The organism is Parasphingorhabdus sp., assembly GCF_036963805.1.
Lineage (GTDB): Bacteria > Pseudomonadota > Alphaproteobacteria > Sphingomonadales > Sphingomonadaceae > Parasphingorhabdus.
The window spans coordinates 1134487-1151653 of sequence record NZ_JBALUN010000001.1; the positions used below are offsets into that span (position 1 = coordinate 1134487).

Sequence of the window (17167 nt, forward strand, 5' to 3'; positions counted from 1 at the left end):
ATGAAAAAGGCCCGCCGAAATGGCGAGCCTTGCAGGTTGATAGGTTGGATTGATTTTCATCGGTGACGTTCGGTTGCGGTCATCGTTTTGGCGCCGAACAGCGGAAGCCCCTCGGTCCGGAACCACCTGCGTTCAGCAGTCAGCTTTTCCTCTGCCATCTCTTTGCACCAGATGCGGCGCCCAGCATCCCACCGATAACCTCGAGCCTTGAGCTTGTCCTTTGCCGAAAAGGGCGCGCGTACCGCTTCCACGAGCACGGTGGGCGTCTCGGCGGCTTCCAGCAGCCGCTGCAGATGGCTCTGGACCGGACTGTCGCCTGGTCCGCGCTGGCGCTGCTGGAGCAACCAGAACAGCGACCAGACGTCTGCCTCAGCCCTATGGGCATTGGTGAACCAGCCATGTTGAGCCAGCAGATGTTGTTGCGAGCGTCCTTCGTAGCCAAGCTTCAACCAGTCGATCTCGCTACAGCTACAAGCCCAGGCCTTTCCTTTCAGCTTTGGGTAGCGCTGCTCGATCCAGGCGAGATCGAATTTTGCGTTCTGGGCGACCAGCAGATCTGCTCGATCGAGAAAACCGAATGCTGCTGCATCATCAATCTGCTTGTGGGCCAAATGGTGATTGGCGAGGCCGGTGATCAACGTGATCTCCGGTTCCAGTTCTACGCCAGGATCTTGCAGCCAACTAACCGGTCCCATATGTCCGGTGACCTCTCCGTCATCATCCACCCACACCAGCATTATCGCGAGTTCGATCAGCTTGTCTTCGTGAACGTTCAACCCCGATGTTTCTGTATCGAGAATTGCAATGCATCTGCCATCGGGCGGCACGCCATCTTCCGGCATATGGGAAAAGCGTTTCGGGACGGCGCGCAGTACGCGGTAGCCTTCTTCACCGTCAAGCCGCTTGGCGATATCTTCCAGCTCTGATTGATTTTGTAACATGTTCATTATGGTTTCTCCTGTTGGGAAACCGGCGAGGCTTTGCCGAGCGCTACTGCTCTTTTTTCCTCTCACCTGCCGGCTTCACCGGCAAGGCACTTCAATGTATTTTTTTCTGAAGGAGCATCTGTCTAGAAACCCCGGTCAGTCAGACCATCAATCAGGTTGCCTGCGGGCCGCCTGTTCATCTTTTTGCCAGATTTTTTAGCCGGCCAATCGAGGTGGACACCCGTGAATAATGCACGGGTCTTGCGCAAATTATCTGCATCCGCCTCGCTAAGCTGGGCGAGAAGCGCCGCTCTATCTTCCGCAGGCGTGATACGGTGCATTTCACGCGCTGCAAATTGCAACCGGAGATCTCGCATTGGACTGTCTTCCTCTTGGCACAAGTCCTGCCAAACTCTGATTTCGGCTTGTTGATACGCTTGGCCTGCAAAACGTTCCGGCCTTGCCTGGGCAATAACCAACATCCGCCGAAATGTAGGGTCGGGGTATTGGGCCTTGTAAAAATCGGCAGCCCGCTGGTCAGCCGTGTTGGAAGACGTGAGCGTGTCGCCGTTCACGATTACCCGGCCTGAGATTATCGCAGCACATATCCAGCGCCGCTTTTGCAGTTCAATCCGTTCGAGCACCTCAAGCGCGATTTGAGTTTTTTGGCGCACCAAAAGATAGGGGGATCTTGCGAAGGCTTTTTGAAGCACAGGATCGTCAGCGTAAGGGAGATCGGCGTCGCGATATCTTGAGGAGCTCAAGGTCAGTTCGTTTCGAGAGATTCGATCGATAATCCGCATCGCCTCTTTATCCGGATCGCCCTTGGGATTTACGCCTTTATTTCTTTCATCTGCTATGCTGCTGCTTGTCTGCAGCAAATCTTGCCGTAAGTCATCCATATCGGACAGGTCCCAATCACGATTGGCTTTGTCCTTTTTCTTTGCGGAGCTAAGGCTCAAAAGGTCGCGAAGGGCGTTTTTGTTGCGGATACAGCGCTCCGCAACCGAACTGCGCGGGTCAGATTTAATTTTAGCCATGTGCTGCTCGGCAAGCTCGCGATGTGATGCGTCGAGCGGGATTCCATGTTCCGCGGCAAGTGCAATCAATTTGGCCGTCTCTCGTTTGCTTGCCATGATTTTGACAGAGCCAAATTTTCGCTGGGCCAGTTTAAGCGCATCAATTCTTGCTTGAGTCGACCTTGAACGCATAGTGACCAGATTTTCGGTTTCGACGAACGCTATTCGCCCACGGCGCAAATATTCCGTCCCAGTCGCGGTTCTGCGTTTATTGTATACACGTTCCCATTCGTCTTGTTCGTCCAGTTTCTTCCTGCGAAGGCGGGTCCACGATGAATCGTCCGGTGACAGCGTCGCATAGACGTCATCTTCCTCAGGAATTGTGAAGCGGTCTGACGATTTCGATTTCTTCTTGATCGATATGCTCTCGGCAACTGCTTTGGCAGTTTCCCGTTCATATTTGGCCCGCGCTGCCTGAAGCTTGATCGCTTCATTAGTTTTCTCTCCGAGATCAGCATTGTAAATCTCGGTCTGCGCGGTCGTGTTGGCAATTTTAAGGTCATCCGTGAGCTGTGCAAACTGCTCGCGGGCAAGCTTGCGATATTGTCCGTCAACTTTCTCACCCCTTGGCGTATTGTAACGCGGCATGACAAATGGCCGGACGACCATTCCATCTGCAGCAGGCTCGAAAGGGCCAAGTCGTTTCGAAAGTTTACCAAATGCAGCGTTGGGATATGCAGCACTTGCTGCAAGGGTTCTGTCGGCCCAATCGTCACCAAACTGGACTGCTTCCAAATTGGCGCCGCCAGGTGCCTCGACATAGCGAAGGCCCACACGGGCCAAGTTTCGATGGACCTCGTCCCAAGACTGGGCTTTTAAGATCCTTGGCTTGGCTAAAATTTCAACCGCTCGCGTCAGGTCCCACAGATTCTGTGGATCGACTCTTTCAGTCGGTTCATTGGTAATTTCAAATTTACGCTGCTCTTTTTGTATATCGAGAACAATATTGCGATCCGCAGCGCCATTGCTGTCGCGAATTATCTGACCATCCGCATCGGCTACCTTGATGTCGGAAAATGTATGATAGACTCCGGTCTCATCGGCAACATAACGACGGTTCGGTTCAGAGGTCAGGTCAGAGCGAAACTCACAAATGGCAATTGCAATTTGCGATGCCTCCTTCCACCAGCCCTGACCAAATTCAACGAGATTGCCAGTTTCTGCGTCAACCGTAATTACCGCCTCGTGGTGGTGATCATAATCAGTGTCGCCGTGATCGGAACCGATCGCGGGACATGGTTCGACCTGTAATACCTTTGCGATAATTTGACGATGCTCTGCCATCATTGACGGATCGACACGCTCTTCGATACTGTGGCTCCAAACAATATGCCGGAGACGGGCAATGCCGGCACTAGCCGCATGAACAGCAAACATTGCTGCTTGATCCTCTGGGTTCGATCTCGGTAGATGCGACATGTAAAGCGCCTGAATGCGTTCGGATTCCAATTGCTCTGAAGTCATATATTGAGCAACGATGCCTGCCAATTTCGCGGCTTCCAGTTCGGGCGCCGCAAGTTGAAGGCCCATGATATAACGCGCGCACGCATTCGCGGTAGCAAATGCTTTGATTTGAAGGGCCTGACCTCCAATCAGGCCGTCAGCGGATTTGGTATAATCCCAGATGCGAATGATCATTTGCGCGGCCGATGCCAATTGGCCTGTTCTGTGTGTCCAGGTGTTTCGTTGGTGAGCAATTGGTAGGGTATGAATTTCTCAGCCGTTTCTAGCAGCGCTTCCATCGCCAGCCTCTGCTTATTAGCTTCTACAAAAATCCCGGAAAGTGCGTCACGGATTTCATTCAACGTTCCCTCCAAGAGCTTTCTGTCTTGCTCGCTTCGATCAATATTTTGGGACGTCACATGCGCTAATGTCATAAGATCTCCAACCTTCAGCAGATTATCCCATCGATCTTTGGAAATCACCGCCAATGTCCCAAATATTCGTGCGCTCCAGTCAAAGGATGGGTCGGCAAATCCCTGGGATAGGATAATCCGTTCCCGACAGAATTCGGCACGACTTCGTGCTCCTCGGGCGCTGTCAATATTGCGCATCTCTTGCTCGGTGACGTCGAGTGAAATACGATGGCGTTCACCTCGCTTCTTCTTCACGAATTTTCTCCGTTCAAAAACAACAGACCTTCTGTTGGAAGACCGGCGTCACGGAGCGATAGCGACACGATGCCGTTACAGGTGGGGAACCCACCTCCATCCTGCTTACGATTAGTCCCCCTTTTGCCATGGTTTCTCATGGTAAAGGGACCTGTAGATCGCGCATCGCTGTGATTAGATATTCCCGCTCTTTCGGGCCTCGGGTTAAAACTTCGTCAACGGCCGCTTTGTCGGATGCCAGGGCGAGAGCGTTCTCAAGGACTTTTTCAAGACTGTCGTTGAAGAGGATGCTTCCAAAGAATCTGTTTGCTTTGACAGCATCTTGCTTCTTGAAATAAAAGTCGAATTTGTCCGGTATTTTAGCGACTGATCCGTCGACAGCAGCTTCCACTTTTTTGATATGCGGTTGGTCGGCAAGATCACCAGACGCATGACGAGCAACTTGGTTTGGTATATCGCCGGGCGCTTCGCAAAAAGTTTCCAACCCATGATCCTGAACTACGGTTGGCATTGGATCGCCTTCAGAAGGCTTGACCTCTTCCACCTCGGTCAGATTTTTTTTCATTTGGTCATGGTCCTGACCAGGCGAGCCATTTGCACCTATTGGGGTTGGGGCGTCATCGGTTAATGTCAAATTCTTTGTGGCGTTGCCTAGGTCGGGAAGTGGATCGTACATATCCGACAATGCCGACGGCAGCGAGTTTCCATCATCCGGTCCCGCGCTACTCCCTTCATTCCCTTGAGCTGCACCATTTAACTTACCGGGCGAATATTTGCCGCTGATCAATTCTTCGCGGTTCCGGCAAAGCCAATTGATCCAGTTTTCAAGTTCAGCAGGTTCATTGTTGGGCAAGCGACCAAAGATTGCCATGACGTCCTTCGTCATGTTTTTCCCGTAAGCCGTCTTTCCGGACCGCAGTGTTCGGCGAAGTTCGTTGAGAATGTAGGCATTGGCTTCCGGTGCTAAATCTGGAAAACTTGGCTCAGGGTCAGAACCAATTTGAGAGAATTTACCCGTCGGATATTGGCGCTGCAGCTTTTTAATACGGCGACGTTCTTTTGCAGCTTTTGATAGGGGTTTTCTCTTAGTAGCAGGCGGTGAGACTTGGCTTTTGGCGTTCTCATTCAGATAGTTTTTGTCCATAATATACCTCGATTACATAGTTATCTAAAGGTTATAGGACGTGGTAAAAAAACACCCAAAGGTTATGGTGAATAATTTTTTTGGAAATTATCACTCGGCTTCGCCTGGCGACGTGCGCTTAGGCTCCAGCGTGTGGAGTTGGACCATAGGTCAACCGGGGCTCGCCCTAGGGTCGCCAAGCAATTGTAAGTTCAGAGGAGAGGCCGTTGCGCCGCACCCATTGCTTGCAACTTCCCGTATAGCTCAAAAGCCTCATCATTCAATTTCGGAGCGAGCGTTTTTTTGTACGGGCAGCGTAATTATCGAAGCCAGCGCAGGTGGTTTTTCCAACTGAGGCCAGTCAATTGCAACTAGCGTATGTTAGAATTGCTGTGTGCGCGTTTGAATTGGCGCTATTTGTGTAGTCGATAAACTGGGTCCCAAGTATAAATTATAGACACGTAGGAGTGCATGCGACACCTGAGATCTAGCAACCAGACCTGTGAGGAAATCATTATACTGATGTCACGTCAGCCATGGAGAGCTTGTCGTGACCAGTCATAGTTTTCTTGTCTGCACTTGCATTTTTATTGTTGCCTGGGATCGCTTATCTAATTCTCGCGGCTATGACGTCTGAGAGGTATCGCGCGCAAAAGGGGAACAAGATTGATTAAGTTATGGGTGTCGCATCCACTTGCTGACCTTCTCGATCGAGTCGGTTTGCTGCCTGACTATGTCGATGCACAACTGGAGGAGCGAATTGAAAAACGCGCGGCTGCCATTCTTGGATATGGCGATGAAGTACCGAAAAAAATCCGAACTGAGACCGGTTTTGAAGTCGTTGCTATCAGTCGCGCGCACGGCCGGCTTCTTGTGCACATCGAACAAAGAAAAAGCGAAGTGCTTCGGTGGACCTATCGCGAGCATAGCCGCAACCACTGTATCTTCGAATGCCCGGGAATTATGCCCAATACCTATCAAGCATCCTTACTCGGGAAGCCATTGGCTGAGCTAGCCAAACCCGGTTTTGCCGCTTCTGAGGCTATCATCGAGTCCATCGTCCCATTCGCCGATGGATGGATCAAAGCACATGTAGCGCCAATATGGCGACAATTTGAAAGGAACAGGCGATCATGAACAAAACCGTCCGGCTCGCATCCGCTTATCTTGAGGACCTTGCGACTATAGCGATCACGACGCCACCGGAAGCTGAGACGCTTTCGCTTTATCCTGATCTTGATGTAGCCATACGCACCAAACTCCGTGCGCGCTTGAAGCAGCTCGGGAGACATGACTGGCCAACCAGCATGAAGGAGGATCCTGAACTGCGCCAAGGTTATACCCTACGCCAGTGCTTCCGGCTGATTTCCGCACTCGCGCTTGTCAATGCGCAGCTTCGACCCGGAATCGCGGTAGCAATTGCTGCCAGCAACGAACTTGAGATAATGCGGGTGATCCTAGACGCTATTGAGACTGGAAAGGTCCCCGCTAAAAACGATCGTATAGCGGTCTGCGCGACAGGAGACCTGTGCGAACTGATTGACGAACACGGTTTTATGCGCACCGAACCTAATCGTTTGCGCTGGCTCCAACGCCATACTCTCGCGGAATTATGGTCAGCACAAGATGATCTTGCTCACCCGGGACCACGCGTTGTGATCGACATCGGCCAGATGGGTCGTGCCGCATGGCGTTGGATCAGCGAGCGACGCCTCATTCCGGGCGACGAGCTCCAGGCACTGGCCCGCGAAATCGAAGTGCAACAGGCCGAACCGGGTTACCGACCTGGCATAAACCGAACGAACCGCCGATAAGCCGATATAATATTTCGGAGACACGTGTCCCTAAAGACTTGCAATCTGCTTTCAGTTTGCTATGGAAAGGGTCTTAAGGAGACGAAATATGTGGATCTGGGATGGAACTGACCGCCAGGAAGATGATTTTGAAGCAGCCTTCGCAGAAGTTATACGTCGTTCGATGATTAGCTCTAACCCACAGATAACTGCGGACATGAGGTCATTCGTTGCTGGTTTCTCCGTGGCGCTCACGGGTCGCCCAAGCGACGAACTCAACGCACCCGAGCCGCTTATTCAGGGCGGTTTTACGCCTTCTGACGGTGAGCGGGATCTAATGTGCGAGAGCGTGCAGCGTAGTGGTCGAGACCTTATTCACATTTGCTTTCGCAGCCATGGTCCGTACACGCCCACCGGCTTGATTGTCGTTGTGTTTAACGATGGCAACCGGATCCGGCTTCACTCCCGCTGTGGGATTGTCTTTGAGAATGAGGATAGCTTACTGGGACTGTGGGGGGTAGAAGACGAACCTGATCAAAACTGCCATTTCATCTTTCGGCGCGGAAAAAAACTGCTGCGGAAAAATGGACATAGAACCGAGATCGGTTCCTCAAAAATGCTGCAAGCTGCTTCCCGCGTAGAGGATTTAATCCAATCGGGTGCGATCGGAGACGTCGAGAGCGAACCGCTCAAATTCTTTCATCAAGGTCTGAAAATTCGAGTTCACACTTCGCCTTGACCAGATCGGCGGCATGGGTCGCTAACGGCAAAAACTAACTGACCACGTTTCTCACGATCCCTATATTTGGAGAGTAATAGTGGTCAACAAGCTAATCAGTAAACGTGCGCGCGACAATCATGAGATAATGGAAACTCCTCAGGTTTTAGATCGTTTCCTGAACACCGACGCTTTGATTGTACCGTTACAGCTATTTAATAATGACAATCGGCATCCGAGAGGCCCAGGGCCTTAGGAAGGTGAGCCAGATAAGCTATCATGAAATGAAGACAAGATTGGGCTTTATTGCACCATATTGCGGCAATCATGCAGCAGAGCACGTTGATAATCGGTGGCTTGGCTTTAGTTGCAATCGCGAAAACGGATTTATCCCGGGCGTTCACAATAAACACCGGCCGAAGCTTGGCCAATATTATCATAACACCGCATATGTTTATTTTGAAAATATCAAACTCGCTGCGCAACTCGCGACACTGAGGGAGACCGAAACAAACCTTCGTCCCTTGCTGCATTTATTGTCGCCGACCGTAGACGGTGGTAACGGAGGGAGGGTTCAATAATCCCCGATCAATATTTTTATCAGAAAGGAAGAAATGAATCTATCGAGACCGCTGCGCAAGGCATATTGTCCAACTGTGTTAACAGCCATGAAGCCATGAACCTCTCCGACATGAGAATTAAGTTTTTCGGGCTGCTAGCATTAATGGAATCTGCTAGGTTCAGTACCATTTACGCTGAGTGACACACAATAAATTGGGTAGGCTTTTTGCCGCAAGCGCGCAGAGTTTGAATGAGGGCGCATTTCTGCCCACATCTCCAATTTTTATGGTCTCAGCCCACCCGAATGGGCGGATGAAACAGTCTGCGGTAGGAGCCAACTCAGTTTCTTGGAGTGATGCCCGGAATCATATAACAGGCGACCGTAGAGGCGAATGCAGGGATTGCGTTCCAATCGTCCTCAATCGGCTATCATTCGGACGCGCGAACAAAAAATTGTCATATCCGATTTTTGATCCTTCGGGGACTGGTACTATATGGTCTTTGATAATCCTATGTGCGGCGTAGCCATGGTTCTTGAGAATCGCGAAAATCTTTGCTGTATGCTCGGTTTCTGCTGGGCTGGCATCGCTGACTTCCAAAGAAATCAGCGGGTGGTATGATGAGAGCGTATGAGACAATCCTTCAAGCACCAGATGTTCGCTGGATTCCGTATCGATTTTCATAAAGTCAACGCGATGTAGTTTCATTTCCTGAATTAATTTGTCAAGCGGCCTCATCCGAACTTTTATGACGGTCTTGCCTTGCTCCGCTGCATTTTTGTTTGGGCCGCGCGCTGCGAACGCTGAATTAAGACTGGAAAAAAGCAGACCATAATCGTTAAATGTTAACTCTCCCTCTGTATTCCCAGCTGCCATAGCAAGGCATTGCACATTGGTATACTCGGCGTTCGCGTCAATGTTAGATTTCAATTGCCGATAGGTGCTATCCATAGCCTCGATAGCGATAACACATCCGTCGGGACCGGTGAGGTGTGAGCCAAGTAGGGAAAAAAAACCAAAATGAGCGCCGATATCGAGCACAACATCGCCGGGTCGCACAGTAAGCAACATCGCTCGACAGACGGGCTCATCAAAATATCCACAGCGAGCGATAACGCTTGATACCGCTTCAGGAAGAACCGCTGAAAACTTACCGCCCCAGAAGGTGCCAACGGGTAAAGTCACAAACTTGTGAAATTTGATTAAAAATCGATGCATCACAATATCGGTGAAATACATAAAAAATCGGTTAATACGAGGTTTCTGCATTTTACTTACTGCGATGTCAAGTAGCTGTATTTCGTCTTTGTGAATGTTCATTGTAGAGCCCAATATGCTTTCAATTACAAACGAATTTTTTGCCGAATAAGGCCGAAGGACGTCAATGCAAGGGCCATTATTAAGATTAAAAATTGTAGTCCTAGGCTATTTAAAATCACATAATCGCAAAAATAGCAAACTAAGATACAAAGCATAGAGATAATAATGGCCCAACAATACCAGGCAATGCTTTTTTCGTACAACAAGTAAACTAATGTGATTGATGAGAAAAGTCTGAGGGGGAGAGAACTAATTTCTGCAAAGATTATAATGTGTTTGTCATTATTAGTCCCATCTTGCAGTCCGTCGAGATAGTAAAAAACCAAGAAGCTAATTACGGCAATGATAGTCAGCAAAAATATAGACCGAGAAGTTGCGCAAAAATCTCTAAACCTTTTAACTGCATTAGGCGTTGATGCTACTAACGTATAAATTAATTGCAGAGACATATCTGAAATTCTAATTATAAAAAATACAAATGAGGCAGTAGCTATTGGAACTTCTGTTTTCCAGTACTCCCGAAATGCAAACATCCCTAAGATAGAAGCTGTATTTACAAGGCCACTAAAAAGCGCAAGTTCGCCCGTCTTCGTGGATTTACGGGACAAAGCGGCTTTGGTGACCACCCTGGCCTCTGGTACCATCGACAATATTATGATTGCGCCAAGAGTTTGGCTGAGAGCCCACACAGTGGCAACCATAAGTACCCCTGGGGCGACCCAAGCGAGTCCGACTGCGACGAGTGACAACAGGTTAGCAATTGTTATCTTATTGAAGGTACGCTGCTTTCCCACACTCAGGATTACCGATCCCTGCAAAACACCATTCAGGGCAGTAGCGCCACCACCTATGATTAGTAATATGCTGATTATGAACTGCTCGCTGTTGCTACTGCTAATATAACCATCTGGTAATAAAATAATTAGTAACGAAAGCGCAGCAACACTAGAGCCGAAGATAAATAATATATAATAGCGCAGGTTGTTTTCCAAATCACCGCGTTCGCTGGAAATTCTTACTGTACGAACGTACCCTGATGCTGAAACAAATGCGATAAATGCGGACTGTAGGAATAATAGCTGGAAAAATGCAGCCGCGCTCTCATCATCCAATTTCGAAAAAATCAGTATGTTGACGGTAAGTGCGACGAGGGCGCGCGTCGCCGAAGCTAAGACCAGCGAGCTCGCTCCAAGGCCATGTCGTCCGATAAAAGCTTTCAATGGCTTATCCTCGTTCGCCGGAATAAACCGAAATACAGAAATATTATCGTAGCGAAGGACCAATCTAAGTTGATGCCTACCTGCATATTGGCAGACGAGAATAACATGAATTGCGAAATTAGTAGTAAGGCTGCAAGAGAGGCAATGTCGCGTTCATTTTTCCAGAATAACGTAGCCTTGCGATATATTACGCCGAGAGCAAACAGATAAAGTGGAGTGAACCAGAAGCTTAAATCGTTTGCAATAAAAGTATAGGCGGACGGCCATTTTGTTGTGGTATCCCATCCTATAGCCGTTAGCTTATCTTGATATTCTGGTGCGTCGCAAATAATATTAGAAATAAGGCAGAGACTTCGCTTTACAGGTGGTAAATGTCCTACAAAAAAGTTGAAATCGAATGGTAGCGTTAAAGCATATGTTAAACCTTGATATCCTTGGCTAACGTAATTAGTCAAAAACACATAAAGCACTTCCATATCGGGCCCAAAAATTTTGGCGACCGGACTAGAATAGTTGAAACAAACTTCGGATTGAGGAAGGCAGTTTGGAACGCTACCGGCGAATCGGCCGATCCGGCGCAATAGAAACAGCATGAGAAGGGCCGGTACGACAGAGCCGTAAAGGATCACGCGCCAGTTTATCATTCCATAGTAAAATGCGGCGACGGCGACTAGAATTAACAAGTCCACTAGTTCTTTGTCGGTACCTCTAAGCAAGCTGGAAATCACAAGCGGTAGCAAAATGAAGAAAATGGCGAGTCGGTCCGTTTTGAATCGGCTAAAGAATATCATGATGACGAAAGGAAACATCACCGCCTTTATAAGCGTAATCAGGACCTCCAACGGTCCAGTTGTTCGGAGCTTAAGATTTTCGCCAAAATCTGCATATACCTCGCCAAAATCCAAGCTGTAAGAGGGGATAGAAAATGGATTTTTTCCAGTTATGGTAAAAATCTGAAGCATTGATACTACAAAAAAAGCGGCAATGAATATGTATGCTAGCCTTGAGGATCTAGGAAAAGGCAGTGCTGCACGGGGAACGGCGTCTTTCCGCACTGCTGGGATCGCTGCGGCGATGTTGAAAGCTGCCATGCAGACAATCGTGTAAAGCGCGGCGTCTGGACTACTAGAGCCAGGCCAGTCAATCGGTCCATAGTAAAAGGCTAACAACGTAAGCCCGACCCAAAGGTTATAGAAAATTATCAAATTCTGACCATGACATCTGAATGGAAGCGAAATAGCGATCACGCGCCTGAGGAAATTCAGTTAGGAAGCATTCAATTTGTAATTGCGACAATTTTGTAAGCTGCTCTGCGGTTAGGCCAATGTTGTTTTGAGAGAGCACTCGTTCCAATCCAGGCATTTTGGGCCCATCGTAAAGTACTGCAATACCTGCAGACAAATACGCCATGATCTTCGATGGAAAGGATGGCATGCGAAAATTTGGATCAAGCGACACTAGCCCAAAATTCATTTGAGATAGCTTTTGTTGCAATATTTCAGGTTTAACGAAACCATGATGGATAATGTCCAACCGTTGATGCGACTTGGAAAAGTTAGCGAGATCATCAGCAATCGGATCTGCGGAAAATATATGAAGAACGATACGTTTTGTTGTGGAATTTAGCAAAAATTGGACGGTAGGAGTCAATCCTCTGATCGCATTAATTTGTCCAGCGAATGCTATCGATAATTCAGTCGTGGAAAGTTCTTTGTTCGGGATAGGTATGGTTGGGTCACAAGGCCAAAGCGGGAACAGTCTCACATTATTTCTATGAAATATATCTGGATACCGTTCATAGTCCTGTGTCGGAACAAGCAAAATATGAACGCAAGAGTAGGCAAACTTTTCAGTGAGGCCGTAAAGAAACAATAGCGCTGGGTTACGGATGTTCCCCATCAATCGAGAAGAGGCCGGATAAAAATCCCATATAAACGCAATGACTTTTCGACCGGTCAACCGAGCAAAAATAATAGTAAAGAGAGAAAGACTCAGAGCACTATGAAGAATAAGCACATCGCTTTTCAAAACGCGAATGCAGTTCACGAACTCCGTTCGAATCAGGATTGGGATTTTCCTTAATATGCCTGAAGGAAAATCACGCAGATGAATTTCTACGCTATATTTTTTGGACAGCTTACCAGATAATGCAGTAAAAAGTCGCCCAGTTGTTTTTTGCTTTGAACCATTACATAAAAGCAGAAGGCGCTTCTCTTGTCTTATCATTTCAAAACACCGTACTTTATCGCGAACTTGCACGACTGATATTCATTGAATACTCTCGCTCGAACTAAGTTACCGCTTCAACTAAATAAAATCAGGCGAGCAAGTCATTTAAGTTTGCCGAACAATCCACTAGCCGATGCGGCTTAATGCTACAAGTCGGGAATAAGCGATCAATGCCGTTGGCTTGGATAAGCGGGCACCTAAATTTCAAGTTCAGCTACGACTTCAATATACTTCGCTGGAATCACTGGCAACGTGGGAGGGATGTATATCTTCACTCAAAATAAAGTGCAGTTATGACTGAAGTGCGGCGCGATTTTAAAGAGCATGAATAGCGCGCCGGTAAGCTGTTGCTTTCTATTGTAAGAAGCCGCGCCAGACCCAAGCTTCTCGGGACACCACTCCAATTTCTGCCACCCCAGTATTTTAACTGGCATTCGCATATCGATGATCTGACGAAAAACTATGGAACAAAGGCGCTTGTATCACCGCAAGATAGCCGCATAATATCAACCAACTGATGGAACCAAATATTCGCCTGTTTTAAAATGCAGTATGTCTCAAATGATCTGACGACGGACAATCTCAGGCATCCATTCAGATATTTTGCACCTAAGAGTTTTCGTTTCTACAATTTCTAGGAAGCTGCGACATTTCCCAGTCGCTTAATCGATGAGTTGCTGTCCTAACGATATATTGGCCCCAGTGAATACAGTCTTGCGAACCGACGCATTCGGAGGCCAGAGGGAATCACCTTCATCGTTTAACAATTAGCGTAGTTCGACCAGAATCCGCTCGATGACCTCATCCTGCTCGTCCTCGGTCATGTCACTTCCCGACGGCAAGCACAATCCGGTGTCGAACAATCCGGTGTCAAATCCTTCACCGATATAGCGGGTACCGGTAAACAGCGGTTGCAGATGCATGGGTTTCCATAGCGGCCGACTCTCGATCTCTTTTTCCAGCAATACCAATCGAACGTCCTCTCGCGTTATCCCACATATACGCGGGTCGATAGTGATAACACTAAGCCAGTGTGAGCTGTGCCAGCCATCAGGCTCCGGCATAAAGCCAACGCCGGGAACGTTAAGGCGTTGCTGATAGTTTTGAAAGATCTCGCGTCGCCTTGCAACCCTTTGGTCAAGCACTTCCATCTGGCCTAGCCCAATCGCAGCAGAGATATTACTCATCCTGTAATTATATCCATAAGTGCTGTGTTGATAATGCGGAGCCGAATCCCGCGCTTGAGTAGCAAAAAATATAGCTTGCTCAGCTAGCTTTTTATCCTTGGTGCAGAGCATTCCACCACCAGATGTGGTAATAATCTTATTGCCATTGAAGGACAGGATGGATGCGTCTCCACCCGTACCGCACTTGCGCCCGTCAGCATAGGCTGCGCCCAGCGACTCTGCGCTGTCAACTATGAGCTTCACTCCATACTTTTCCGCTAGTGGTTCAAGCCGTGCGAGATCACAACTTTGACCATATAGATCTGTCGGAATTATGGCTTTGGGTAGCCGATTATTCCGGTTTGCTTCGGCCAAGGCCTCTGCCAGTAAATCTGGATCAATGGTCCAATGGTCCGGGCTAAGATCGACAAAGACCGGAGTAGCATTTTCATAGAGGATCGGAAACACCCCTCCAGCAAAGGTCATAGAAGAGACCCAAACCTCATCACCCGCTCCCGCACCGCAAATGCGAAGCGCCAAATGCAACGCGGCCGAACCAGATGAGAGGGCTACACAATGGGTGTTATCGCCCAGATACTCTGCCACTACGGCCTGAAATTGATCAAGCTGTGGGCCCATCGGCGCGATAAAGTTACTATCGAAGGCCTGATGAACATAATCCAGCTCTCTTCCGGACATATGTGGTCGTGACAGCCAGATACGCATAAATCAGTCTTTCGTTGATGTTAGGAAGTACGCGCTTTCTACCAAATCTACTTTCCCGTGTTTTGCAGAGGCGAGTAACCGTGCCGGAGTAAGGCCGAGTTTATATGTGGTCCGATCACTTCGTCTGCCCCTTGCAAGACCCTATGTCCCTTGCCAATGGAAAAAACTCGCACATCACTTATGATATGCTCCATCATGGTATCGGTAACGGGAGTATTTAAAAAGGTGAATATCTTGCGAAATACCGCAGCGGGTGAAGTGGCTAACTGTTCATAATGAATACGCAAATATCGGCTCTCATCCATAGCCGTAAAAGCCGTATCGCTGCGATCAACACAGGCTGCCCATTGCTTAGCGCAAATTTCAATGAGAGGTAGGTTCCCGTCTTGCTGCATATCTCGGTAACGCGGACCCCAGACTTCGAAACGATCTTGCTGGCCGGAAAGTATCATCCAGCGATTCTTTAGGAATCGTGCTGCATAATGAGGAATATCCTGCCAAGGAGTATAACGCAATTTAGCCAAATAATATGGGAGTGCTTCGACTTCGAGCTCTCCCTTCCAACGCTTGCTGGCCGATGCAATAACATCTACACCATCACGGACAATCTGAATATACCGCGCTTCAGGCAGGATCTCATGAACGTAATCAACCCGCAAGCTGTTGGCGCAGGTTTTCTCCACGACAAAACGCGTATCCGGCTTATTGGCAGCAATTTTCTGAAAACCGGAGCGAATTTTCTCCTTGATCCCTGCATTGGCGCGTTCTGGAGGAATTTCGTCATTTGGCCAGTTAATGTTGCCGTGGCGCCACAGTGGATTGATTTCGTCACAATCCCAGGTCACCAACCCATCTACCTTGCAAAGGGAATCGCGCAGAATATTAGTGCCGGAACGGCCCGCACCAATGATAATTAGCGGGACGAAATCAAACGTTCCGGTCATTTTCCAAATTCCTGATTATCTGTGCCCATAATGACAATTGATGCGAAGCTGAGAGGTTGCTGTGGTAATAGCCATTGGCCCGTTTTCGCATGGCCAGTAGCTGACTCTTTTCTTTACTAATCGTGAGCATGGCATCAGCAATGCTATTTACGCTGTGATCGGCGATAAATCCAACCCGACTGTTCACGATTGACTGTGCTAACTGACTGTCTGGTTCAACAATAGCCAGAATCGGTAGACTAAGACCCATATAGGTCAGGGTCTTGGACGGATAGGCCAGTTGATATATTCGGGGTTTAAGAGATACAATACCAATATCTGCGCGCGCAATTTCATATTGTGCCTCGGCAAAGGGACGATATGGACGGAAATGTACGCGTTGTAAGTCTGCTGACATAGATTGTAGATGTTGCTTGGCCTGCCCATCCCCCATAAATGTGAGATGAATATTATCGGCGTTGTCTTGGATCAAGCGCATCGCTTCAACCAGTTTGTCGAGGCCCTGAAAAATACCAAGATTCCCAGCGAATATAATGTCTATACGTCGGTGGTCTAGTATATGTGACGTTGTGGTGACAGAAGAAGCGATTATTGGATCAACATCCCTTCGTTGCGTCGCGAAATCGTCGAGCAGAAAGTTATTAATAATGGCAACCCGACCCCGCAGTCCAGAGGAAGGTAACCTCAGGATCGTCTCCAGCATGTCTTCGGAGAGCGTCACTATCTGGTCAGCCATTTGTCTGTTGTCAATTTCAATACGCATTAAAATCCTATCGATTAAACCGTCCTTCGACCATAGCCCCATGACCTGACCTAACTCGGGGTAAACATCCTGAAAGTGATAGAGAAATCTGGCATGAAACAGGCGAGCAATCAGGCGTCCAACCAAGCCCTGAAACACTGGCGGAATGGTTGCCGTCCAAACCAGCTCATAATTTCCGCCCGATATTTTTCGGCGCAATGCCTTTCCAAGCAGGCGCGGTAAAAACATCAGCTTGTCCAGTGTTGCCATCACAGACACCCGTCCGGAGAATGGCAAGCGAGCAAAACGTTCTACCATTATGCCATCCAGTATTTCTGCCTTTTGCACGGTCTGACGGCGATCAGCAACCTTGTAGCAGGGCTGCTCGCACCAGATTGTCACTTCATGGCCGCGCTCAACCAAATGCTTGCCAATTGATCGTAACAGGGAAGCATAAGGCGGACTATCCGGCCAGAAATGCCGATAAACAATAAGAATTTTCATTAAAAA

General features: G+C 48.5%; 14 protein-coding genes. 3 read left to right on the forward strand and 11 right to left on the reverse strand.

Annotated features, from left to right (window positions below):
* Nucleotides 1-56 precede the first annotated feature (56 nt).
* From V7676_RS05485 to V7676_RS05500, 4 genes are all read right to left on the reverse strand, one after another.
* On the reverse strand, nt 57-947 hold the full coding sequence (locus V7676_RS05485) for a 3'-5' exonuclease (RefSeq protein WP_335658633.1): 891 nt from the start codon (nt 945-947) through the stop codon (nt 57-59).
* A gap of 122 nt (nt 948-1069) precedes the next feature.
* On the reverse strand, nt 1070-3643 hold the full coding sequence (locus V7676_RS05490; protein ID WP_335658634.1) for an LPD7 domain-containing protein: 2574 nt from the start codon (nt 3641-3643) through the stop codon (nt 1070-1072).
* The gene (locus V7676_RS05495) at nt 3640-4116 is read right to left on the reverse strand and encodes a hypothetical protein (protein WP_335658635.1); all 477 of its coding nucleotides are present in this window, start codon (nt 4114-4116) and stop codon (nt 3640-3642) included. Before V7676_RS05495 ends, V7676_RS05490 begins: the two co-directional genes overlap by 4 nt.
* Before the next feature lie 136 nt (nt 4117-4252).
* Complete coding sequence (locus tag V7676_RS05500; RefSeq protein ID WP_335658636.1) at nt 4253-5260, reverse strand: hypothetical protein; 1008 nt, start codon at nt 5258-5260, stop codon at nt 4253-4255.
* 645 nt (nt 5261-5905) lie between these two features.
* Between V7676_RS05500 and V7676_RS05505 the strand changes: the two genes are divergently transcribed.
* The 3 genes from V7676_RS05505 to V7676_RS05515 all read left to right on the forward strand — a co-directional run bounded on the left by V7676_RS05505 (nt 5906) and on the right by V7676_RS05515 (nt 7771).
* Nucleotides 5906-6376, forward strand: coding sequence for a hypothetical protein (locus V7676_RS05505; protein ID WP_335658637.1), 471 nt, complete (start codon nt 5906-5908; stop codon nt 6374-6376).
* On the forward strand, nt 6373-7053 hold the full coding sequence (locus tag V7676_RS05510) for a hypothetical protein (RefSeq protein WP_335658638.1): 681 nt from the start codon (nt 6373-6375) through the stop codon (nt 7051-7053). Before V7676_RS05505 ends, V7676_RS05510 begins: the two co-directional genes overlap by 4 nt.
* Before the next feature lie 88 nt (nt 7054-7141).
* On the forward strand, nt 7142-7771 hold the full coding sequence (locus V7676_RS05515) for a hypothetical protein (protein WP_335658639.1): 630 nt from the start codon (nt 7142-7144) through the stop codon (nt 7769-7771).
* A gap of 905 nt (nt 7772-8676) precedes the next feature.
* Here the strand turns inward: V7676_RS05515 and V7676_RS05520 are convergent.
* The 7 genes from V7676_RS05520 to V7676_RS05550 all read right to left on the reverse strand — a co-directional run bounded on the left by V7676_RS05520 (nt 8677) and on the right by V7676_RS05550 (nt 17161).
* Entirely contained in the window at nt 8677-9630 is a 954-nt protein-coding gene (locus tag V7676_RS05520; protein WP_335658640.1) for an FkbM family methyltransferase, read from the reverse strand.
* Between the two features lie 23 nt (nt 9631-9653).
* Nucleotides 9654-10850, reverse strand: a complete 1197-nt coding sequence (locus V7676_RS05525) for a hypothetical protein (RefSeq protein ID WP_335658641.1) — start codon at nt 10848-10850, stop codon at nt 9654-9656.
* Nucleotides 10847-11941, reverse strand: coding sequence for a hypothetical protein (locus V7676_RS05530; RefSeq protein ID WP_335658642.1), 1095 nt, complete (start codon nt 11939-11941; stop codon nt 10847-10849). The genes V7676_RS05525 and V7676_RS05530 overlap by 4 nt, the downstream gene beginning before the upstream one ends.
* Nucleotides 11942-12038: 97 nt before the next feature.
* Complete coding sequence (locus V7676_RS05535; protein WP_335658643.1) at nt 12039-13076, reverse strand: hypothetical protein; 1038 nt, start codon at nt 13074-13076, stop codon at nt 12039-12041.
* Between the two features lie 770 nt (nt 13077-13846).
* Nucleotides 13847-14971: a DegT/DnrJ/EryC1/StrS family aminotransferase gene (locus V7676_RS05540; protein ID WP_335658644.1), complete on the reverse strand. Its 1125-nt coding sequence runs from the start codon at nt 14969-14971 to the stop codon at nt 13847-13849.
* Nucleotides 14972-15018: 47 nt separating this feature from the next.
* Nucleotides 15019-15915: a sulfotransferase family protein gene (locus tag V7676_RS05545; RefSeq protein WP_335658645.1), complete on the reverse strand. Its 897-nt coding sequence runs from the start codon at nt 15913-15915 to the stop codon at nt 15019-15021.
* Entirely contained in the window at nt 15899-17161 is a 1263-nt protein-coding gene (locus V7676_RS05550; protein ID WP_335658646.1) for a glycosyltransferase family 4 protein, read from the reverse strand. The genes V7676_RS05545 and V7676_RS05550 overlap by 17 nt, the downstream gene beginning before the upstream one ends.
* Nucleotides 17162-17167 lie beyond the last annotated feature (6 nt).

Coding starts and splice junctions, on each gene's coding strand:
- V7676_RS05545 (WP_335658645.1), bottom strand. CDS start 15,915: ATGACCGGAACGTTTGATTTCGTCCCGCTAATTATCATTGGTGCGGGC.
- V7676_RS05490 (WP_335658634.1), bottom strand. CDS start 3,643: ATGATCATTCGCATCTGGGATTATACCAAATCCGCTGACGGCCTGATT.
- V7676_RS05520 (WP_335658640.1), bottom strand. CDS start 9,630: ATGAACATTCACAAAGACGAAATACAGCTACTTGACATCGCAGTAAGT.
- V7676_RS05530 (WP_335658642.1), bottom strand. CDS start 11,941: ATGGCAGCTTTCAACATCGCCGCAGCGATCCCAGCAGTGCGGAAAGAC.
- V7676_RS05540 (WP_335658644.1), bottom strand. CDS start 14,971: ATGCGTATCTGGCTGTCACGACCACATATGTCCGGAAGAGAGCTGGAT.
- V7676_RS05485 (WP_335658633.1), bottom strand. CDS start 947: ATGAACATGTTACAAAATCAATCAGAGCTGGAAGATATCGCCAAGCGG.
- V7676_RS05515 (WP_335658639.1), top strand. CDS start 7,142: ATGTGGATCTGGGATGGAACTGACCGCCAGGAAGATGATTTTGAAGCA.
- V7676_RS05535 (WP_335658643.1), bottom strand. CDS start 13,076: ATGATAAGACAAGAGAAGCGCCTTCTGCTTTTATGTAATGGTTCAAAG.
- V7676_RS05500 (WP_335658636.1), bottom strand. CDS start 5,260: ATGGACAAAAACTATCTGAATGAGAACGCCAAAAGCCAAGTCTCACCG.
- V7676_RS05510 (WP_335658638.1), top strand. CDS start 6,373: ATGAACAAAACCGTCCGGCTCGCATCCGCTTATCTTGAGGACCTTGCG.
- V7676_RS05550 (WP_335658646.1), bottom strand. CDS start 17,161: ATGAAAATTCTTATTGTTTATCGGCATTTCTGGCCGGATAGTCCGCCT.